General features: G+C 67.1%; 17 protein-coding genes. 3 read left to right on the top strand and 14 right to left on the bottom strand.

Annotation, left to right across the window (positions count from 1 at the left end; translation table 11 throughout):
- Positions 1–5: 5 nt before the first annotated feature.
- The 13 genes from Q0C12_RS00240 to Q0C12_RS00180 form a co-directional block, all read right to left on the bottom strand.
- Positions 6–1337, bottom strand: coding sequence for a copper oxidase (locus Q0C12_RS00240; RefSeq protein WP_290884519.1), 1332 nt, complete (start codon positions 1335–1337; stop codon positions 6–8).
- On the bottom strand, positions 1334–3175 hold the full coding sequence (locus Q0C12_RS00235) for a TolC family protein (RefSeq protein ID WP_290884518.1): 1842 nt from the start codon (positions 3173–3175) through the stop codon (positions 1334–1336). The genes Q0C12_RS00240 and Q0C12_RS00235 overlap by 4 nt, the downstream gene beginning before the upstream one ends.
- A gap of 98 nt (positions 3176–3273) precedes the next feature.
- Positions 3274–3672, bottom strand: coding sequence for a CopL family metal-binding regulatory protein (locus Q0C12_RS00230; protein WP_290884516.1), 399 nt, complete (start codon positions 3670–3672; stop codon positions 3274–3276).
- A 382-nt stretch (positions 3673–4054) separates the two neighbouring features.
- Positions 4055–5023, bottom strand: a complete 969-nt coding sequence (locus tag Q0C12_RS00225; RefSeq protein WP_290884513.1) for an arsenic resistance protein — start codon at positions 5021–5023, stop codon at positions 4055–4057.
- 51 nt (positions 5024–5074) lie between these two features.
- Positions 5075–7072 (bottom strand): heavy metal translocating P-type ATPase, encoded by a 1998-nt coding sequence (locus Q0C12_RS00220; RefSeq protein ID WP_290884511.1) that lies wholly within the window; start codon positions 7070–7072, stop codon positions 5075–5077.
- Positions 7073–7148: 76 nt separating this feature from the next.
- Entirely contained in the window at positions 7149–7478 is a 330-nt protein-coding gene (locus Q0C12_RS00215) for a P-II family nitrogen regulator (RefSeq protein WP_290884508.1), read from the bottom strand.
- The gene (locus Q0C12_RS00210) at positions 7475–10588 is read right to left on the bottom strand and encodes a CusA/CzcA family heavy metal efflux RND transporter (RefSeq protein WP_290884505.1); all 3114 of its coding nucleotides are present in this window, start codon (positions 10586–10588) and stop codon (positions 7475–7477) included. The genes Q0C12_RS00215 and Q0C12_RS00210 overlap by 4 nt, the downstream gene beginning before the upstream one ends.
- A 30-nt stretch (positions 10589–10618) precedes the next feature.
- Positions 10619–11845 (bottom strand): efflux RND transporter periplasmic adaptor subunit, encoded by a 1227-nt coding sequence (locus tag Q0C12_RS00205; RefSeq protein ID WP_290884502.1) that lies wholly within the window; start codon positions 11843–11845, stop codon positions 10619–10621.
- Positions 11842–13134 (bottom strand): TolC family protein, encoded by a 1293-nt coding sequence (locus Q0C12_RS00200; RefSeq protein ID WP_290884499.1) that lies wholly within the window; start codon positions 13132–13134, stop codon positions 11842–11844. The genes Q0C12_RS00205 and Q0C12_RS00200 overlap by 4 nt, the downstream gene beginning before the upstream one ends.
- 65 nt (positions 13135–13199) lie before the next feature.
- Positions 13200–13565 carry a hypothetical protein gene (locus tag Q0C12_RS00195; RefSeq protein WP_290884496.1) on the bottom strand — a complete coding sequence of 122 codons (366 nt, stop codon included), beginning with the start codon at positions 13563–13565 and terminating at the stop codon, positions 13200–13202.
- 229 nt (positions 13566–13794) lie between these two features.
- The gene (lspA, locus tag Q0C12_RS00190) at positions 13795–14298 is read right to left on the bottom strand and encodes a signal peptidase II (protein WP_240183435.1); all 504 of its coding nucleotides are present in this window, start codon (positions 14296–14298) and stop codon (positions 13795–13797) included.
- 77 nt (positions 14299–14375) lie between these two features.
- Entirely contained in the window at positions 14376–14984 is a 609-nt protein-coding gene (locus Q0C12_RS00185) for a cation diffusion facilitator family transporter (protein WP_290884491.1), read from the bottom strand.
- A gap of 189 nt (positions 14985–15173) precedes the next feature.
- Positions 15174–17015, bottom strand: a complete 1842-nt coding sequence (locus tag Q0C12_RS00180) for a cytochrome c/FTR1 family iron permease (RefSeq protein WP_290884488.1) — start codon at positions 17013–17015, stop codon at positions 15174–15176.
- A 206-nt stretch (positions 17016–17221) separates the two neighbouring features.
- On the opposite strand from Q0C12_RS00180, the gene Q0C12_RS00175 reads away from it, so the two are divergent.
- Both Q0C12_RS00175 and Q0C12_RS00170 read left to right on the top strand, forming a co-directional pair.
- A complete protein-coding gene (locus Q0C12_RS00175; protein WP_106989572.1) occupies positions 17222–17623 on the top strand; it encodes a helix-turn-helix domain-containing protein in 402 nt (133 codons plus the stop codon).
- 196 nt (positions 17624–17819) lie between these two features.
- A complete protein-coding gene (locus tag Q0C12_RS00170; RefSeq protein WP_290884485.1) occupies positions 17820–18890 on the top strand; it encodes a phospholipase D-like domain-containing protein in 1071 nt (356 codons plus the stop codon).
- Between the two features lie 118 nt (positions 18891–19008).
- Here Q0C12_RS00170 and merR read toward each other — a convergent pair whose 3' ends face one another.
- Positions 19009–19428 carry an Hg(II)-responsive transcriptional regulator gene (gene merR, locus Q0C12_RS00165; protein ID WP_231693858.1) on the bottom strand — a complete coding sequence of 140 codons (420 nt, stop codon included), beginning with the start codon at positions 19426–19428 and terminating at the stop codon, positions 19009–19011.
- A gap of 70 nt (positions 19429–19498) precedes the next feature.
- On the opposite strand from merR, the gene merT reads away from it, so the two are divergent.
- Positions 19499–19849 (top strand): mercuric ion transporter MerT, encoded by a 351-nt coding sequence (gene merT / locus Q0C12_RS00160; RefSeq protein ID WP_231693857.1) that lies wholly within the window; start codon positions 19499–19501, stop codon positions 19847–19849.
- The last annotated feature ends 7 nt before the right edge of the window (positions 19850–19856 follow it).

The raw sequence follows: 19856 nt of genomic DNA, 5'->3' as shown, positions 1-19856 counted from the left end.
TCCTGTTAACGCGGACGTCGCGGCGGATTGCCGAACGCGGGATCGTCACTGACGCGCTGGGCGACGGTGCCAGTGGGGTTGCGGTACCAGCCCGGGTCGGAGAAATCGCCCGGCGCCAGGTCGTCACGGACTTTGACGACGGTGAACATGCCGCCCATCTCGATGTTCCCGAACGGACCCTTGCCGGCCATCATCGCCAGCGTGTTCGGGGGGCCGGCCATGCCGCCATCGGTGTGGTCCTGGTGCTCGCCCATGCCGTCCTTGCCCATGGCCATGTAGCCCGGCAGCATCTGGCGAATCTTGGCTTCCACGCCACGCTGATCGACGCCGATGGTGTTGGGCACGTCGTGGCCCATCGGGCCCATGGTGTGGTGCGACATGTGGCAGTGGAATGCCCAGTCGCCGGGTACCGCCGTGAACTCGATGTCGCGCATCTGGCCGACGCCGACGATCTCGGTCACCTCGGTGCGCCACTGGGAGCGCGGGAGCCGACCGCCGTCGCCGCCGGTGACGTGGAACTGCACGCCGTGCAGGTGGATCGGGTGGTTCCACATGCTCAGGTTGCCCACGCGGATGCGGACGCGCTCACCGGTCCGCGCCACGATCGGCTCGATCGCCGGGAAGACCTTGGAGTTGAAGGTCCACAGGTCGAAGTCCTGCATCACCGCCGGATCCGGCCGGCGCGTGCCGGGGTGCAGCGCGAAGTTATGCAGCAGGAACGCGTAGTCGCGATCGATCGGCACCGCCTCGCCGCGCTTGGGGTGGATGATCAGCAGGCCCATCATGCCCATGGCCATCTGCACCATCTCGTCGGCGTGCGGGTGGTACATGTGGGTACCGTGCTGCTTGAGCGTGAACTCGTAGGCGAAGGTCTCGCCGGGCTTGATCTGGGGCTGGTTCAGGCCACCGACGCCGTCCATGCCGCTGGGCAGGATCAGGCCATGCCAGTGGATGGTGGTGGCTTCGCGCAGGCGGTTGGTCACGAAGATGCGGATGCGGTCGCCTTCAGTCGCCTCGATGGTCGGTCCCGGTGTGGAACCGTTGTAGCCCCAGCAGATCGCCTTGGAGCCGGGTGCGAATTCGTGTTCGAACTCCTCGGCGACCAGATGGAATTCCTTAACGCCGCCGTTCATGCGGTACGGCAGGGTCCAGCCATTGAGCGTGCGCACCTTGCCCGCCCGCGGGCGGGAGACCGGCGGCGCCTCCGGCGGCGCAGCGGGCTCTTTCATCTGGCTCATGTCGTGGCCCTGACTCTGGGCACTGGCCATACCCGTTGCGGCCGTCGTGACCAGACCGGCCCCTGCGCCCAGCAGGATGTCGCGTCGTGTGATCTTCATGGGGTGCCTCCGTGGGCGCTGTGGTCGGGCGGGGTGCGGGTGTCGTCCTCGGTTTCTTTCTCGTCCTCGGTCGGCGGTGCGGGGGACGCGGGCGGCGTGCCGTGCTTGGAGTGATCCACCGGTGCCGGCGTAGACGCCGGCGGTGTCGGTGGCATGTCCATGCCGCTGTGGTCCATCCCCTCCATCGCGTCGACGGGCGCAGCCGTGGGGGGCGCCGGCGCATCCGGCTTCGCCGGCATGTCCATGCCGCTATGGTCCATACCCTCCATCGCGCTGGCCGGCGCCGCCGCGGGGGCCGCCGACGCATCCGGTTTCGCTGGCATGTCCATACCGCTGTGGTCCATGTCCTCCATCGCACCGGCAGGCGTGGCGGGCATCGACGACATGTCGTGGCCGCTGTGGTCCATGCCCGGCATCGCCTCCTCGGCGGACGGCGTCAGGATGTCCTGAACGCTGGGGGTGCGGTCACCGATGGCGGCGTCGCTGGGCAAGCGCTGGCCAACGGCCCGCATCAGCTCCACGCGGGCCAGCCAGTAGTCGCGCACTGCCTCGAGGTAGCTCTCATACGCGTTGTATTCCTGCACCTTGGCCTGGATCAGCTCGAACACTCCGATGAGCATGAAGTTCTGCTCTTGCTGGCTGCGCTCGACCACCTTTTCGCGTTGCGGGATCAGGGCCTCGCGGTGGATTGCCACGACCTGGCTCAGTTCGCGGACTTGTTCGGCCCCCAGGCGCACGGCGTTATCGACGCCCAATTCCGCCTGGGCCACACGCGCCCGGGCTTCGGCCAGCAACGCCTCCGCACGCGCCAGTTTGGCTTGGCCCTGGTTGAAGATGGGTAGTTCCAGATCCAGCGTCGGGCCGCGAAGGCGCGTGCCATCGGCGTCACGTTCGCGCTCGTAGCCGATTTCGCTGCCGCCCAGCCAACGCAGCTTGCGCGTGATGCCGAGCGCATCCATCAGGATGTCGGCCTGCTGGCGGGCCGCGAGCAATTCCAGGCTGGACGTGCGCGCCAGCTCCGCCAACTGCTGGGGATCGTCTTCGGCTCCGACCGGCATAGGCAGGCGATCGCTGGTCGCCCAGGCCGCGTCCTCGCCACTGAGGCCCAGCAGGGTGTTGAGGGTCAGGCGGGCGCGGCCGGCGTCCGCGCGGGCCCGGGCGGCGATGATGCGCGCCTCACTGGCGGCCGCCTGCTCCTGCTTGAGCTGCAACTCGCTGATGTTGCCGGCATCAAAGAATCGTTGGGCGAGTTCGGCCGCGGCATCTGCGCCGCCGGCCACCGCCGTGCGCATGTCCGCGACTTGCTGGGCACCCACATAGGTGTACCAGGCGGCTTCCACGTCGGCGGCCACATTGAGCACGGCCCCGGCGATCTCGAGCTTGGCGCGTTCGTACTCGGCATGAGCCAGGCGCGTGCGCACCGGCAACACCAGCAGGTCGGCCAAGGGTAGGGTCAGACCGGCCAGGCGGTTGTAGCCGCTACCCGGGTCCAGATAGGACCGTGAAAGCGACAGGGTGGGGTTGGCCACCTGCACGGCCTCGAGCACGTCGGCCCGGGCCAGGCCCAGCCGGGCATATTCCTGCTGCAGGCGGGGACTACGCAGCATGGCCACGCGCACCGCCGCCTCGGCGGTCATCGGGGCGCCGAGCCACTGGTCGATGGCCTGCCGTTCTGGGGGCGGTTGACCTACGGCGGACCACTTGACCTGCGGGCCGCGTCGCTCGGCCAGCAGGGCATTGATGTCGGTGTCACCGGGGCGCGGGGCCAGGGATGCACAGCCACTCAGGGCCACGCTCAGGGCCACGGCCAGGGCGGCCGGGCGGAAACGTACAGTCATGGGAAACCCTCCAAAGCACCCGCGGCGACAGGCCACGGGCAACACGACCCGGAACGCGGGTCGAGCGAATGGGGCGGATCAAGGTCCGCCGAGAGGGCTTAGGCGATCGGAGGTCGAATGGCCGGCGCCGAGGGCGCGGCCGGGACGGACACCAGGCGGCCGAGTTGGGCCACCCAGCGATAGGGTGAAACTGCCCACGGGGCGGCGCTGATCACGACGACCGGGGCGTGATGCAGGCAGCTGCAGGCGCAGGTGCCGCCGTCACAGCAGTCCAGCGGCACGTCCGGGCTGGGAACGACGGGCGCGGCGGTGGCCCCGTCATGGCACGACGCCATGTCGCCATCCACCATCGCATGCCCCGCCGATGCCATGTCCTGGTCTATACCCGCACTCTGGTGCGCGGCATGATCCGCCGCAGACGCGACCGACGGCAGCCCGGCGTTGGCGATCAACGCCAAGGCGAGCAGCAGGTGGCCGACGGTGCGAAGCAGGGACATGGCCAGAGTCTACACCCAGAAAAAAGTGACGGGATACACCCCGCGGATGGGGGAGGATGCTCCCTAGACTCCCGTCCGAGCCGAAAAGTTCCCCACGCGACGAGGATCGACGGGCCGGAACCCGGATACGACCGGGGCAGCTACCCCCTGATCCCGGAGACGACCGCTCGCCCGGCAGATGGCGACAGGGTCGGTCTACCGGACGCCGCGTCGCACGCCGCCAGGCGCCGCTGCGCAACCCTGACTCCCGCCAGGGCTGGGCAATGCCTGGGCTAGCACCCTAATCGCAGACATCTGGGCCGCCGAAAGGGCGGGGCGATTCAAACACCTTGACGTTAAGTTCGCCAGTCCGGTACCGCGACGGAACCGCGCGGCAGACCCATTACCCCGCTTCACGGTCGCCCCAACGGGCGATCCAGCGCACATAAACCAACTCCGCCAACAGCTCGATCAGCGTCTGCAGAACGATCACGGCGGGCAACATCGGCATGGCGTGCGGGATCGCCAACCCGAGCGGCAAGACGACCAGGGAGTTGCGCGTGCCGGCACTGAATGCCACCGCCCGGCCCGAGGCTGCCTGGAGACGAAACAGCGTGGCAATGGCCCACCCCAGCATGGGCGCCGCCACCGCGAACGCGACGTACAGGGGCGCGATGTGCCAAACGGCCGCGCCCGCCTCCCCCAGTTGAGGAACAACAGCGGCCACCACCACGAACAGAACGATGGCCGTGGCGGGTACCGGCAACACCGCCAACCAGCAAGCGACCCGAGCGATGCTGGGCGTGGACGCGGCCCACCACTGAGTGAGGCTGGCCAACAGCAGCGGCACGGCGATGAGCCACAGGAACGCATGCAGGAATGGCCCGGGCGCCACCAAATTCGCAGCCGCCTCACCCATCAACAAGCGCAGGTAAACGGGCAGCAGCAACATCTGCAGGACCAGCAAGAGCGGCGTCGCGGCCAGCAATCCCTGCGCGTTGGCGCGCCCCATATGCGAGAAGGTGACCACGTAGTCGATACACGGCGTCAACAGCACGAGCAGCAGGCCCAATCGCACCAGCGGGTCGGCCGGAGCCAGGAGCATCAGGCCGGCGACCAGCAGCGGTACGGCCACGAAGTTGGCGGTCAGCAGCGCCCCCAGGAAGCGACCGTCCCTCAAGGGCTGGCCGATCTTCGCAAGCGGCACCTGCAGGAACGTGACGTAGAGCATCAGCGCCAGCGCCGGCGTGATCGCCCCCTGGAACCGTTGCGTTCCGGAAATGCTGACCGCCACTGTCACGGCCAGCAAGACCGCTCCCAGATAGATCGGGACCTGGCGGTGTTCCAGAACGCGACGGACAGGAAAAAGCATCGCGAGAGTATGGCCGTGGGTCCAGGTCGCACCAAGCCCCATGGTCCGACGTCAGGTCCGGTCCCGGTACGCGAGCAGGCGCAAGGCGTTGGCCACCACCAGCAGGGTCGAGCCCTCATGGAACAGTACTGCCACGCCCATGCGCATGCCCAGTATCGTCGCCGGAATCAGGATCGCCACCATGCCGAGGCTTGCCCACAAGTTCTGGCGGATGATGCGCCGGGTCTGCCGGCTCAGCCCCACGACGAACGGCAAGTGCTCGAGCTTGTCGCCCATCAGGGCGACGTCCGCCGTCTCGAGCGCGACGTCCGAGCCCGCGGCCCCCATGGCAATACCGACCGAGGCGCTGGCCAGGGCGGGTGCGTCATTGACGCCATCCCCCACCATGGCGACCTCACCTTCGGCACGCAGCGCCTTGATGGCCTTGACCTTGTCTTCGGGCATCAGGTCGCCATAGGCGCGGTCGATGCCGACGCTGGCAGCCACGGCATCGGCGACGCGTTGATTGTCGCCAGAGAGCATCACCAGCCGGGTCATGCCGAGTTCGCGCAGTCGGCCCATTACCGCCTTGGCGGCTTCCCGCGGCGTGTCCATCAAGCCAACGGCGCCCAGGTAACAGTCTCCTTGGCGTACGACGAACACGGTCCGGCCTTGATGCTCCATGTCCAGCACCCGGGTCTTGAGGGTGGCGGGTACCGCTGCACCGCCGACCTCATCAAACAGGCTCTTCTTGCCCAGGTATACGGTCTCGCCGGCCACGGTCGCCTTCAGGCCGCGACCCGTAAGGCTCTCGAGATCCGTCGCCACCGGGACAGCGTGCGCGCCCAGGCGGACCAGGCCATCGCGCACCACCGCGGCGGCCAAGGGATGGTCACTCAGGCGCTCCACGGCAATGGCGACGCTCAACAGCTCGGGCGTCGTCACACCCTCGGCCGGAACAACGTCCGTAACCTGCGGTCGGCCCTCGGTCAGCGTGCCGGTCTTGTCGAACGCCAGCGCGTGCAGGACCCCCAGCCGCTCCAGCGGGCCGCCGCCCTTGATCAACACGCCGCCCCGCGCCGCACGGGCCACGCCGCTCAGGACCGCGCTGGGTGTGGAAATCGCCAGGGCACAAGGACTGGCCGCCACCAGCACCGCCATGGCGCGGTAGAAGGTGGCGCTGAACGGTTCATCCACTACCAGCCCTGCGAACAGCAGCAGTCCCACCAGCCCCAGTGCCGCCGGAACAAAGATCTTTTGGAACCGATCCGTGAACAGCTGCGTCGGTGATTTCTGGTTCTCCGCCGACCGCACCAGTTCGACGACCCGCGCCAGGGTGCTCTGGCTGGCAAGGCGGGTCACTTCGATCTCGAGGACCTTGCCTTGGTTGATCGTGCCGGCGAAGACGCGATGCTCGGCGCCGACCGCGTCGGGACGTTGCCGTGCCTCGGCCACGTCCACCACCGGCCGCTTGTCCACCGGCACGCTTTCGCCGGTGATGGCGGCCTGGTCGATGCTGCTCTCGCCGAGCACTACGAACCCGTCCGCAGCGACCCGCTCATCGGGTTTGACCACGACGACGTCGCCGATGACCAGGCTGTCTACGGACACCGAGACCAGTTCCTCGCCGCGGCGCACGAGCGCCGTTTCCGGCCGCAGCTCGGCCAAGGCCTCGATGGCGCGCCGGGCCCGGCCCATGGCGTAGTTCTCAAGCGCATGGCCGAGGCTGAAGAGGAACAACAGCAGCGCGCCCTCGGCCCATTGGCCCAAGACCGCCGCGCCGGCGGCCGCCACGATCATCAGGGAATCGATCTTCAGCTCGCGGTGCCGCAGGTTCTCAATCGCTTCGCGCACCGTGAAGAATCCGCCTGCGGCATAGGCCAGCAGGAGCAGTAGCCACGGGCCGGTGGCGCCATCGCCCTGTGTCCGACCCCAAGCCCAGCCGGCCAGCAGGAAGGCGCCGGAGGCCAGAGAGAAAAGGATCTCGGCGCGGCCGGCCCAAAGGCCCCCGCCGCCGTGGTCGTGGCTGTGCCCGGCGCCAGCGGCCGGGGACGACGTCGTGTCACTCATGGGGCATTCCTCAATGGGGAGTCTGCAGGCGCGCTCCGTCGGAGCGCGCCTGCCACGTTGCCTTCAGTGCGCTGTTCTAGCCCGGCACATCCGCCCGGTCGATCAGCAGCACATCCTCGATGGGACTGGTGAAGATCCACCCCGCATTGACCTGTCCGGTCCGGCCGTGTTGCCGAATCAACGCGATGATGGCGTCGACCCGCTCGTCCTCACAAAACACGTCAAGTTGGATCTCCTGGGTGACCCGTTCGCCCAGCTCCACCGAATAGTCCTGCTCGCGGGCGCTCGACGCCCGCAGCAGGCCCCGGGCCTGGACCACGCTCAGCCGCCGCTCACCGGCGGCTTCCAGGGCGTGCACGATGTCGCTCATCCGATGGGCGTGCAGCAGGGCAGTGATGCGCTTCATGGCGTGGCCTCCGGGTTCTTGCGTTCGGCGCGGGTTTCCAGCCACTCGTAGAGCACGGGCAGCAGGAACAGGGTCAGCAGGGTGGCGCTGAGCAGGCCGCCCACCACGACGGTGGCCAACGGGCGCTGCGTCTCGGCGCCGACGCCACTGGAGATCAGCATCGGCACCAGGCCCAGGATCGCTACGCTTGCGGTCATCAGCACCGGGCGCAGCCGCAGGGCCGTGCCTTGCAGCACCGCCTCACGCACCGAGAGCCCACGTTCGCGCTGCTCGTTCAGGAAACTCACGAGCACGATGCCGTTGAGCATGGCTACGCCGAACACCGCGATGAACCCGATGGCCGAGGGCACCGACAGGTACTGGCCGGTCAGGAACAAGGCCAGCAGGCCGCCGATGGTCGCGAAGGGCACGTTGGCCAGGATCAGGGCCGCGAACTTGATCGAGTTGAACGCGGTGTACAGCAGCACGAAGATGAAGAAGATCGTGATCGGCACGATCAGGCTCAGCTTGGCCAAGGCCCGCTGCTGGTTCTCGAACGCACCGCCCCACTCGATCCAGTAGCCGGGCGGCAGGTCCACCTGCGACTTGATCGCGGCCGTCGCATCGGCCACGAAGCCATCGACGTCCCGGCCCCGTACATCCATCTGGATCACGGCATAGCGCTGCAGCTGCTCGCGACGGATGAACGAATAGCCCTCGGCGACGGATACCGTCGCAACCTCGGAAAGCGGCACCAGCGCTCCCGACGCGGCCTTGAGCGGGATCCGTCGCAGCGCTTCGACCGAGCTGCGCGTTCCGTCATCAAGGCGCACGGAGATGTCGAACCGCCGCACCCCGTCCAGCAGGACGCTGACCGGCTCACCGCCCAGGCCATTGCGCACGATGGTCAGGACCTCCTCGGCGTTCATGCCGTGCCGGGCCAGCTCGGCCCGATCCACCTCGATGCGGATCTGCGGTTTGCCGACATTCGCTTCCAGCGACAGGTCCGCCACGCCGTCGATACCGGCAAGAACCGGCTTTAGCTGACTACTGATGCGATCAAGTTCGCCCAGATCCTCGCCGTAGAGCTTGAGCGCGAGGGTCGCGCGCACGCCGGAGATCAGCTCTTCGACGCGCATCTGGATCGGCTGGGTGTAGCCTGGCACCACGTTGGGCACGACCTCCTCCAGCGTCTCCTGCATGGCTTCCTCGAGTTCCTTGATCGAGCGGCCGGTGGTCCAGTCCTCCTCGGGGGTCAGCGCCGTGTAGATCTCCATGTAGTTGACGTCGGCGGTCTCGCCCTTTTCGGCGCGGCCGATCATGGCGAGCGTCGTCTCCACTTCCGGGAACTTCTTGAAGGCCTCGGCAATGACATTGCTGGTGCGGATCGACTCATCCAGGGACGTCGACGGGATGCCCGTCACCCGCCACATGATCGAACCCTCCTGCAACTGGGGCATGAACTCCTTGCCCAGGAACGGGAACAGGCCCAAGGCCAGCACCAGCGCCACGGAAGCCGTGATCACCACGGCGCGTTTGGCGGACAGGGCCCGTTCCAGCAGCGGGCGGTAGCGACGCTTGAGGAAGGCCACCAGGCGGGTGTCCTTCTCTTCCTTGGGCTTGAGGATCATGGCCGCCAGGACCGGGATCAGCGTCAGGCTCAGCAGCATCGAGCCCGCCATCGCGAACGCGATGGTGAAGGCCATGGGCTTGAACAGCTTGCCCTCCAGGCCCTCGAGGCTGAACAGCGGCAGGAACACCACGATGATGATCAGGATCGCAAACGAGATGGGATTGGCCACTTCCTTGGCCGCCGCCAGCACCGCCGAGGTCCGGTCGACCTTTTCGCCGTGGGTATGTCGCTCGGCCATGATGCGGTAGGCGTTCTCCACCATCACCACGGCGCCGTCCACCATCATGCCGATGCCTATGGCCAGGCCGGCCAGGGACATCAGGTTGGCCGACAAGCCGAACTGACCCATGCCAATGAAGGCCATCAGCATCGCCAGCGGCAGGGTCACGATCACCACCAAGGCCGAGCGCAGCTCGCCCAGGAACAGGAACAGCACGATCGCCACCAGGATCGAGCCCTCGATCAGGGCACGGGTCGCGGTCCCCACTGCCTTGTTGACCAGGTCGGTACGCTCGTAGATCGGGCGCACGACCATGCCCTCGGGCAGGGCGTCCTGGACCGTGGCCAGCTTGGCCTTGACCGCCTCCACCACATCCTTGGCGTTCTCGCCGATGCGGGCCAACGCCATGCCGAGCACCACCTCTTCGCCATCGCGGGTCACCGCGCCAAAGCGCGGCGCCGGCGACTCGATGATCCGGGCGACGTCGCGCAGGTAAACCGGCACGCCATCCTCGGCCTTGAGCACGATCGCGCCGATGTCCTCGGTCGAGGACAGCAAGCCCAGGCCGCGCACCAGGTACTGTTCGCGACCCACGTCCATCACGTTGCCGCCGACCTGGCCATTATTGGCCGGCAGGGCCGCAATCACGTCGCCAAAGCCCAGACCCCGGGCATATAGCCGCTGCGGATCAATCCGGACCTGGTATTCGCGCTCGCCGCCGCCCCAGGAGCTGACGTCGTCCACGCCCGGTGCTGTGCGCAGGATCAAGCGCACCGTCCACTCCTGCCAGGTACGCAGGTCCATGTCGGTGACCTGGTCCTTGCTCACGCCCGGAGCGCGCTCGACCGTGTACCAGAACACCTGGCCTAGGCCCGAGCTGTTGGGACCCATGCTGGGCTTGCCGTAACCCTCAGGCAGGCGGTCGCCGATTTCCTGCAGGCGTTCATTGACCAGCTGGCGGGCGAAGTAGATCTCCATGTCGTCCTCGAAATACACGGACACATAGGAAAGACCAAACAGGCTCACCGAGCGGATTTCCTGCACCTTGGGCAAGCCCGCCAGCGCGGACTCGACCGGGGTGGTCAACAGCAGCTCGACGTCTTCGGCCGCCAGGCCCGGGGACTCGGTATAGATGTTCACCTGTGCCGGGGTGACGTCCGGGAAGGCATCGATGGGGACGTCGCGAACCGCTCGCAGGCCCAGGAAGGCCACGACGGCGAAGATGATCAGGACCAGGAACTTGTAGCGCAGCGAAAGTTCGACCAGGCGATTTAGCATGGCGCACCTCCGCGCGCGGCGACGCGGGCGTCAATGACCATGACCTTCTCCCAGTTGCGCCTTGAGCATCTGGGCCTTGAGCACGTAGGCGCCCTCGACGACCACCCGGTCGCCGATGACCAGGCCGTCGGCGATGACGGTGTGGTCGCCGACCACCGGACCGGGGCGAACCGCCACGGGCGCCAGGGCGCCATCGGTCTCCTTGAAGACCACGTTCTCGCCCTCTAACTGCACCAGCGCCGCCGTCGGCACCGCCAGCTGCGGGTCGCTGCCACCGCCGGCATCGAGATAGACCTCGACGTAATCGCCGCCGTGCAGGCGATCGCCCTCGTTGGCTACTTCGATTCGCACCAGCGCCGTCCGGGTGTTCTCGGAAGTGCGGTGCGCGCGCTGCACCACCTTGCCGGGCAGTCGCACCTGGCCCAGCACCACCTGCGCGGTGCTGTCGATGGCGATGCGCCGGGCCTGCTCGGCCGGGAGCGTGGCATCGACCCAGACGACGGCTTCATCCACCAATCGGAACAGGGTCCGGCCGGGCTCGATCCGCTCGCCGACCACAAAGGCGTCCTCGGTCAGGCGGCCGGCGTGTGGCGCGGTCAGCGTGAACTCGCCATTGGACCGGCCCGTGGCCGTGCCCGGCAAGCCGTAGGCCCGCGCCGTCGCCCGTGCCTGCTCGACGGTGACCTGGGCTTCCTGGTAGCGGCGGCCCGACACAGCTTCGCGTCCCAGGGATTGAACGCGCTTCCAATCCTGCTCGGCGATGGCCAGCGCCCCTTGGGCTTGCGCCACCTCCACGGACGACAGCGTCACCAGTGGCGCGCCGGCGGCCACTTCATCTCCCAGCTTGGCATGGCGGCGGACCACCAGGGCCTCGACCCGCGGCGTGATCAGAGTGGTGCCGTAGGCGTTGTCCAGGACTTCACCCGGGGCCTGCAGCGGTTCGCTCAGTGAACGCGCATCCAGGGTCGCCAGCTTGATGCCGGCGGCTTCCAGCGCGGCCGCGTCCATGCGAACCGGTTCCGCGCCTTCTTCCGCCTCATCGTGGCCGGCCTCTTCGTCATGCCCGGCCTCATCGTCGTGGCCCGCCTTTTCCTGGCCTGCCTCGTCGGCATGTTCAGCGTCTTCGCCGCGTGGCGTGCTCGTGTCGGTGGCCACGGCCTGGGGTGAAGGCGTCGCCGCAGGCTCGGCGCCACAGCCTGCCAAAGACAGGACCAGGACCGCACCGGCGGGAATCAACAGGTAGCTTTTCGGGTTCATCGCGAAGTTTCTCCAGTCGCGTCATTCATTCCGAGCCAGGCTTCGAGCTGGCCGGTGGCGGCGAGGTAATCGGTGGCGCGGCGCCAGAGCTGACCTTCCAGCGCGGCGCCGGCAAGGGCGGTATCCAGGGTCTGCTTGAGCTGGAGCAGGTAGTCAGCGGTCGAGAGCTCGCCGGCGCGCCAGAGGCGTTCCAGCAGCTCGGCCCGTTTTTCGACATCGGTACCGGTACTTTGGCTCCAGCGGGCAAAGGCACGACGGACCGCGGCATAACTGGCCGCCGTGCGCTGGGCCCGCGAGGCCAACTGCGCCCCGGTGATGTCGGCCTGGGCTGCTGCGGCATCGGCATCGGCAAGCGCGGCCACGACCTCGGCCCGGTAGGGGTTGCGCACGAACAGCGGCACGCTGAGCGACACGCCCACCACGTTGTCCGAGACGGGACCGTAGTCGATTCGGCCGCCGGTGAGCGCGAGCGTCGGGTCCGGAACTCGGTCGCGTTGTGCGACGGTGACCTGACGGGCCGCCCCTTCGGACTGGGCCTGCGCGATCTGCCATTCCGGCAAGGCCTCCCAGGTCGTGGGAGCGGGCGCCACATCCGGCAGCGCCTGCGACCACGCCGAGTCCGAGGCCACGGCGTCGGGCTGTCCGCCGACGTTGCGGAAGGCTTCCTCGGCCTCGGCGGCTTCGGCCAGCAGCGCCGCCTGTTCCGCTTCGGCTTCATCGCGGGCCAGCCGGGCCAGATCCCGTTCAAGCGACGAGATGTCGCCCACGCCGAACTGCTTGTCGGCCAGATCGGCAAATCGGGAGATCAGCGCCAGGCGTTGCTCGCCTTGCTGCACCCGCCGTGACGCGCTTTGCCAATCCGCCCAACCCACCAGCCAGGCGGCCACGAAATCACGTCGGCTCAGCCGGGCCTGGGCCACGGCGATGTCCAACTGCGACGCGGCCGCGTCGCGCCGGGCGCGACGCTTGCCGCTCAGGTCCAGGGCCAGGCTGACGCCGGCGGTGGTGGTGCGGTCTGCCCCTTCGTCATCGGCCGAGAATTGGAGCTCGGGGTTGTACAGCGGGCGGCCGGCGGCATCGGCACGGGCGCGAGCGGCGGCCAAGGTGGCCTCGGTTGCCCGAGCGCTGGGATGGGCGCGCCAGGCTGCGGTCACGGCATCGCGCAGTGCGATAGGAGACGCAGCGGGAGCGGCGGCATGGGTGGGCGCGGCCAACGCGCCTGCCAAGAGCAGGACAATCGCAGGCAGCAACGCGACGCGAAGGCGTCGCGGGGGGGTAATCAAACGCATGGGAACATCCTCTGAGCACACGTCGACCCCGACGCATGGGCGTCAGGGAGCGAAAACGAGGGGGCTCAGAGAATGGGCGGGCGAAGCTCGTTGCGTGCGGCGCCGATCGGCATGGCGACGGGCGGGGGTAGGACGCGGGGCATGGCCGGCGGTCCGGCCAGGGTGACGGTCATGGGCGGCAAGGCCGCCGCATGGTGACAATGGCAATCCAAGCAGCCGCCCGCCGCATGCGCGAGGAGCGACGATGGTTCATCCGCCTCCGATGCCTCGGCCGGAAGCGCGGCATCCGTCGCCGGCACCTGGGTGCTGGTCACTCCCCAAGTGCTGTCCTGCATCTCATCCACGGTGCAGGCCGCGACCATGCCCACCTTGAGCAGGAACACCAACAGCACCCACGCGGCCACGCGCACGGATGCGCGAAGTCGGGCCATCAGCAGGGGAGGGGAAGTACGCATTGCCGTGGCAGCGTACCTGACGGTCCTGGGGTTACACAATTTCATTCCCCTCTCCTCGCCGCGTCGCGTTCAGGAGGACATGAGAGTCCGGATAGCTTCAAAGACATCGCGGGCGTGAGGGCTCTCAGGGGGCTCCACGGTCGCCCGGAGCCGACAGCGCAGCCGATGCCAGGCCGCCGCCGCATCCGGCGTGCCGAGAAACCCCTCAAAACGACTGTCCTTGCGAGGACTTCGGTCGCATCAGGCCGTTTGCCGCGATCGCCACCGCCCCGATGACGATGGCCATGTCGGCCACATTAAATGTGGGCCAGAAGAAGTCCCTCCAGTACCACTGAATGAAGTCGACGACCTGCCCCCGAATGAGCCGATCGGCCGCATTGCCCAACGCACCTCCAATCACCAATGCGTACGGGACCGCCAGTCGCCATGACCGTCGGGGCAGGCGGCGAAGCGAGTAAACAAGGAAAGCACAAACGCCTAGTGCCAATGCCGTAAGCGCAGGCCGCTGCCAGCCCCCCGCGCCGCCCAGCAAGCCAAACGCCGCACCGGAATTGTAGGAACGACTCCAGTTCCACCACCCCTCAACGACAGCCACGTCCACGTTATGTGGCAGCACCGTCACCGCCCACAGCTTGGTGGCTTGGTCCAACAACAGCACCGCCAGCGAGAGCAGCAGCCATGCGAAGGCGCTCGTGCGGATTCCCTCCACTCCGGGCGCTCCCTGACGCGCACAAACGTCGCCAGCGCGGAGGGCATCACCGTCTCGTCTTGACCGGTCAGGCTGCCTCATGTGCCAGCCCCCTTCCGGGCACGGCGGGCATCGCGCAGAATCTCGAACGATTCCTTGATGACATACAGTCCGATCAACGTGCCAATCATAAAGTCGGGATAGGGCGAGTGGAACCACAGGACCAAACCGCCCGCAAGAATCACCCCCAGATTAGCCACGACATCGGCGCGGGTGAACAGCCACGTGGCGCGCAGGTGCACCCCTCCCGTCTTCAGCGGCGCGAGCAAGCGCAATACAGTGACGTTGACCCCCAAAGACAGCAGTGCCGTCCCAATCATCCAACTGCTGGCCGGTTCGGCGCCGTGAACCACCCGGCGCCCGACCTCGGCCAGCACGCCCAGGCCCAGTGCCAGCAAGACACTGCCGCTTAGCAACGCCGCATTGGCTTTGAAACGCGCAGCGCGTCCAATGGCGACCAACCCGATCGTGTAGGCGAGGGCATCCGACAACATATCGAGTGCATCGGCCAGCAGTCCGGTCGACTGGGCGATCCAACCGGCGATGCCGCCGATCACCGCCATCGCCGCATTGAGAGCCAACGCAATCTTCAGGATGCGGCGCTCTTGTGCGTTCTTTGCTTCGTGGTCACAACCGCAGTCACTCATGAGCTTCTCCGGTGGAGGGCGAGAATGAACCGCAGAGAGCAGCCAACGTGGGCCACCTCGCGGCAAGGTTCCAGCCCGAGGCGAATTCGGCACGCAGTCCATGCGTTGGCCACGGCACGCTGTTCAGGAGGAGTGCGGCGCACGCGGAGGTCGCGGCGCGGCGGCAATGTCTCAAGTCCCTTGGGTAGCTCATGAGCGCGAGGAAGACGCCGCCGACGCTTTCAGCGACCGGGTGTTGGTTAAGAAGCCAATGGTCGCCAGCGTCGCCACGCCCAACTGCGCCAACAAGGACTCCCAGGACGGGTACACGCCCAGCCACTCAATGCGTGGCCCCGGCACTCCTGCTTGGGTGATCCAGCCGGCCTCCTGCAAGGCGGCCACGCCCTTGCCCGCCAGGACGACCGCCAGTACGGCGATCAGGAGCGAACTGATCGAGAAGAACCGACCGACAGGAAGACGTGCGCTGACCCGAAACATCCAATAGGCCACAGCGGCCAGCACCAAACTTCCGGCCGCCAAGCCAGCAAGGATGGCGCCGGAGACTGCCTCGCTCCACATCGCGATGAAGAACAGGATCGTTTCAAACACTTCGCGATATACCACGATGAACGCAAGCACGAACAAGAAGAGAGCCGATCGTCGCGCCAACGCCTTCGACAGCCTGGCCTGAAGGTACTGCTGCCAGCGTCCGGCCAAACTCTTTTGGTGCATCCAGATACCAACGCCCAGCAGCACGGCCGCGGCGAATAGCGCCGATAATCCTTCAGTCAACTCCCGATTGGCACCGCTGATGTCAATCAGATAGGTCGCTGCCGCCCAGGTTGCCACGCCGGCCAGCAAGGCGCTGGTCCATCCCGCGTGGACGTACGGCAAGACGTCGGCTCGTTCGGCCTTGCGCAGGAACACGATCATGCCCATCACGATCAGGAGCGCTTCCAGACCCTCCCGCACCAAGATGGTGAAGCTGCCCAGAAAGGCCGTGGTTGTGTCCATCCGGGTGTCCGCTAGTACCATCTCGGCGCGATCAAACAGTGCGTTGACCTCCGCTGCCTGTGCGCTCACATCCGCCAGGGCGGCGGGGCGGGCGAGTTGGCTGCGGTAGCGGGCCATGGCCGTCTCGATCTCTCGCATCAGTGAGGGATCGCGGGCCCCCAGGGCTGCCTCGAGCGGCTCTACACCGTCCAGGTAAGCCGACAACGCCGATGTGGTGGCCTGCGCCGTGTCGCCAGCGGCATACGCTTGCTCGCTGACGGCCAATCGTTCACGCGCGAGCGCGAACGGATGGGAACCCTCACGCGACAGGTTTACTGCCTTGGGGCGTGATCGAAGGTAGGCGACGACGGCGTGGGCCTCTGCCGGGGAGAACGGGGCCAGCAGGTCCGCTTCGCGAACCCGGGTGAGGGCTTCGAGGGTGGGGATGCGACCGCGCAAGTCGGCCCGCTCCCGCCACAAGGTCTCCCCTTCCGCGCGAGCGCGAGGGGAGTAGGCCAGACCTCCGGTGTAGAACGCCAACGCCCAGCGATCTGCTTCCGACAGCGCTGCAAAGCTGGGCATGCCGGTGCCTGGCACGCCCTGGGAGATGACTTGATAAAGCGCCAGGGGCGTCCGCTGGGCCGCGCGGCCAGCGTCGGTAAAGGCGATCGGCGGTGGATCCAAGGCGATCCCGGCCACACCGTCGCCGCGCCCGGACGGACCGTGGCAGGCCGCACATTGCTGAGCATAGAGCGCCGTGACGCGGGCCGGCTCCGGTGGCGACGCCGGCACCGCCCCGATCGGATAGTCGGCCAACAGATCGTCGGCCATCCCTCGGGCCAGCACGGCCACCTGTGTGGGGTCGGCCCTGAGGTCTACCGCGGCGACCAACTGGTCGGCTCGGGCCAGCAACCGCGGCTGGTTCGGACTCGCCGGCAGGGTCTGGAGTTGGAGGCGGGCGGCCCTGGCAAATTCCTGCATCTCGGCATATTCGCCCAGCGACAGGACGCGGCCACCCTGGACGGCCGCGGCATAATCCACCGCCATGTAGTCGAGCATTTGCCACGTTTGTCGCGGCTCAACCGTGGGGGTTTCGGCGTGTACCGGCAGCAGCCAGGCCAGCCCAATCAGGAACGCTGCAAGCCCGGACCACGTTCGAAAGTGAGACAGAGGGATGGGCTGGGGCACGGCAAGGGCACTTCGTTGGCGGCGGGGACAGAAGTATCGTAAAGTCCGTAGCCACTACAGAGTCAAGCGGGATGCGAATGAAAATCAGTGAGGCCGCGACCGCCAGTGGCTGTCACTTGGAGACCATCCGCTACTACGAGCGCATCGGCCTGCTTCCTGGGCCGGTTCGGACAGGCAATGGCTATAGGGTCTATGGCCAGCACGATGTGGCCCGGCTGCGCTTTATCACCCGCGGCCGGGAACTGGGCTTTAGCCTGAGCGAGATTCGCGACCTGCTGCGATTGGCGGAGGATCCGGACCTGTCCTGCGACGACGTGGACCGGCTCGCGCGCCATCACCTCGCCGAGATCCGGGAGCGACAGGCCGAACTGCAACAAATTGCGCAAGAGTTGGAGCGCACCATTGCTGATTGCTGCGGCGGCCGCCGGGGTACCTGCGCAATCTTGGGCGGATTGCAAATGCCGGCGGAGTCAGTGTGATCCCGTCCCCAAGGCACTTGAATGGTGCCTAGGGCGCTGAAGGTTGCGACCGCGAAGCTTTCCGCTACGACGGCATACTCAAGCCGCTGACCGCCGGCCGGGATGCCGAGGTGCGCGCCAACTTCCGTGGCCAATGATCCAGAATCCGAGGCGCACTGCTAGGCTGGGCGCCAAATCTTTGCCGAACCGCCGCCCCATGCCATCCGCACCGGAAACAACCACGGTCTTCGTGGAGGGTGACACCCTCTACGATGCGATGCGCACGGACATCGCCGGGGCGGCTGCGCAGGTACGCCTGGAGTGTTACATCGTGGCCGATGACGAGGTCGGCGGTCCGATGCTCACCGCACTGGCCGACGCTGCCCTTTCTGGAAAGCGGGTGCAGGTCCGCATCGATGCCGTGGGCTCGTGGCGCCTGATTCCGCCGGGCCGGGTTCGGTCCATGAAGGACGCTGGCGTGGGATGGCACTGGAGTCGTCCGTGGTCCTGGCACAAGCCTTTGCGATTTCACGTCCGCAATCACCGCAAACTCCTGATCATCGACGACGCCGTCGCGTACTTGGGCGGGTTCAACCTCGACCGGCGCAATTCCCAGCGGGCCGTGGGGGCGGCTCGCTGGCGCGACACCCATGTCCGCCTGACCGGCCCGCGGGTGGCCGAGGCGATCACCCTGTTCGATGAGTACCCGCGGGCGCCCCGTGGTCCCGTGCCCACGGCGCGTTCTCCCCTGGCGTTGCTGTCGAACCGTTCGCGTCGTTGCCGGCATCGCCTGCGCTGCGCGTTCACCGACGCCTTCGACCAGGCCCGAGAGCGGCTCTGGCTGACCACGCCGTACTTCGCGCCGGACCGGCGCAGCCAGCGGGCCCTTTGCGGCGCCGCCCGCCGAGGCGTGGATGTCCGCCTGCTGGTACCGGGAAAGAGCGATGTTCCGCTGGCGCAATGGGCCGCGCGGGCGGCGTATGCACACATGCTCGAGGCCGGCGTCCGCATCTGGGAGTACCAGCCCCGGGTGCTGCACGCAAAAACAGCCCTGGTCGATCGGGGTTGGGCGACAGTCGGCACCGCCAACTTCGACTACCGCAGCTTCTTCCTGAACGACGAAATCAACCTGCTCGGGCAGGCGCCCGCTCTCAATGCGACGCTGGCAGATCATTTTGTTCAAGATTTGGCCGAGTCTCGGGAGGTACTAGCCGAGGCCTGGACGCAGCGACCGTGGTACGCGCCGGGACTGGAGCTGATCGGCTGGTGGGCGAGGCGCTGGCTGTAGCGGCCACGCGGTCTGGAGGCAAGCATGGGAAGCCCGCCCGAAGCCTTTTCAGCTGAACGCTTTCGGTTGTAGGTTCCCGGTCTCGTTTGCTTGCCTGCATTTCGCCATCACTGGCGGATTAGTCTGCTGGCGCATGCTGGTGCAAGCAGGCAATCAGGGGGCAAGTCACCTTGCCTCGGCTCGAACTGCACGCCTTCACCAGTTGGGCGAGCGTCGACTCCATGCGCTGGAGGTCCGTCAGCCGCAAGCGCACGTCTGCCAGCCGCGCTGTTGCAAGGTCGGCGGCTTCGTGGCAGTGGGTTCCGTCCTCCAACTGGAGCAGTTGTGCGACCTCGTCCAAATTGAAACCCAGGCGTTGGGCGGACTTCACGAACTTCACCCGGTCCACGTCGGTCGGCCCATAGCGGCGGATGCCGCCGATGGGACGGTCCGGCTCGGGCAGAAGACCCTTGCGTTGATAAAACCGGATGGTCTCCACGTTGACCCCGGCGGCCTTGGCGAAGGCCCCAATGGTCAGGGTTTCCCGCGTGATCGTCATGCCGCTTGACTCCGTACTTGACTACGGAAGTAACGTTAGCGCATCACGCACAATTTCGGAAGAAAATCCCATGGCAGACTTGGGCAATGGCCGCGGCGCCCTGGCCGTTGGCGGATTCGCCGCCATCCTCGCCTCGACCTGCTGCCTCGGTCCGCTAGTGCTGATCACGTTGGGCTTCTCCGGGGCCTGGATTGGCAACCTCAGCGGGCTGGAACCCTACCGTCCGATCTTCATTGGCATGGCACTCGCGGCGCTGCTCTTGGCATGGCGTCGCATCTTCCGTCCGGCCCGTGCCTGCGCGCCCGACGAAGTGTGTGCCGTGCCCCGAGTGCGTATGGCCTACAAGGCGAGCTTCTGGGTGGTCGCCTGCCTGGTGCTGATCGCCCTCGTATTTCCCTACCTCATGCCCCTGTTCTACTGATTAGGAG

The organism is Arenimonas sp. (assembly GCF_022842045.1).
In the GTDB taxonomy this organism is placed as follows: domain Bacteria; phylum Pseudomonadota; class Gammaproteobacteria; order Xanthomonadales; family Xanthomonadaceae; genus Arenimonas.
The sequence above is the reverse complement of the archived record's forward strand: the minus strand, read 5'-3'. Positions and strand labels throughout refer to the sequence as shown.

Excerpts from the sequence above, each read along its gene's own strand:
- Q0C12_RS00185 (WP_290884491.1), bottom strand. The coding sequence starts at position 14,984 with ATGAGTGACTGCGGTTGTGACCACGAAGCAAAGAACGCACAAGAGCGC.
- Q0C12_RS00230 (WP_290884516.1), bottom strand. The coding sequence starts at position 3,672 with ATGTCCCTGCTTCGCACCGTCGGCCACCTGCTGCTCGCCTTGGCGTTG.
- Q0C12_RS00235 (WP_290884518.1), bottom strand. The coding sequence starts at position 3,175 with ATGACTGTACGTTTCCGCCCGGCCGCCCTGGCCGTGGCCCTGAGCGTG.
- merT (WP_231693857.1), top strand. The coding sequence starts at position 19,499 with ATGGCAGACTTGGGCAATGGCCGCGGCGCCCTGGCCGTTGGCGGATTC.
- Q0C12_RS00210 (WP_290884505.1), bottom strand. The coding sequence starts at position 10,588 with ATGCTAAATCGCCTGGTCGAACTTTCGCTGCGCTACAAGTTCCTGGTC.
- Q0C12_RS00180 (WP_290884488.1), bottom strand. The coding sequence starts at position 17,015 with ATGCTCGACTACATGGCGGTGGATTATGCCGCGGCCGTCCAGGGTGGC.
- Q0C12_RS00175 (WP_106989572.1), top strand. The coding sequence starts at position 17,222 with ATGAAAATCAGTGAGGCCGCGACCGCCAGTGGCTGTCACTTGGAGACC.
- merR (WP_231693858.1), bottom strand. The coding sequence starts at position 19,428 with ATGACGATCACGCGGGAAACCCTGACCATTGGGGCCTTCGCCAAGGCC.
- Q0C12_RS00215 (WP_290884508.1), bottom strand. The coding sequence starts at position 7,478 with ATGAAGCGCATCACTGCCCTGCTGCACGCCCATCGGATGAGCGACATC.
- Q0C12_RS00200 (WP_290884499.1), bottom strand. The coding sequence starts at position 13,134 with ATGCGTTTGATTACCCCCCCGCGACGCCTTCGCGTCGCGTTGCTGCCT.
- Q0C12_RS00205 (WP_290884502.1), bottom strand. The coding sequence starts at position 11,845 with ATGAACCCGAAAAGCTACCTGTTGATTCCCGCCGGTGCGGTCCTGGTC.
- Q0C12_RS00170 (WP_290884485.1), top strand. The coding sequence starts at position 17,820 with ATGCCATCCGCACCGGAAACAACCACGGTCTTCGTGGAGGGTGACACC.
- Q0C12_RS00225 (WP_290884513.1), bottom strand. The coding sequence starts at position 5,023 with ATGCTTTTTCCTGTCCGTCGCGTTCTGGAACACCGCCAGGTCCCGATC.
- Q0C12_RS00240 (WP_290884519.1), bottom strand. The coding sequence starts at position 1,337 with ATGAAGATCACACGACGCGACATCCTGCTGGGCGCAGGGGCCGGTCTG.
- Q0C12_RS00195 (WP_290884496.1), bottom strand. The coding sequence starts at position 13,565 with ATGGCCCGACTTCGCGCATCCGTGCGCGTGGCCGCGTGGGTGCTGTTG.
- Q0C12_RS00220 (WP_290884511.1), bottom strand. The coding sequence starts at position 7,072 with ATGAGTGACACGACGTCGTCCCCGGCCGCTGGCGCCGGGCACAGCCAC.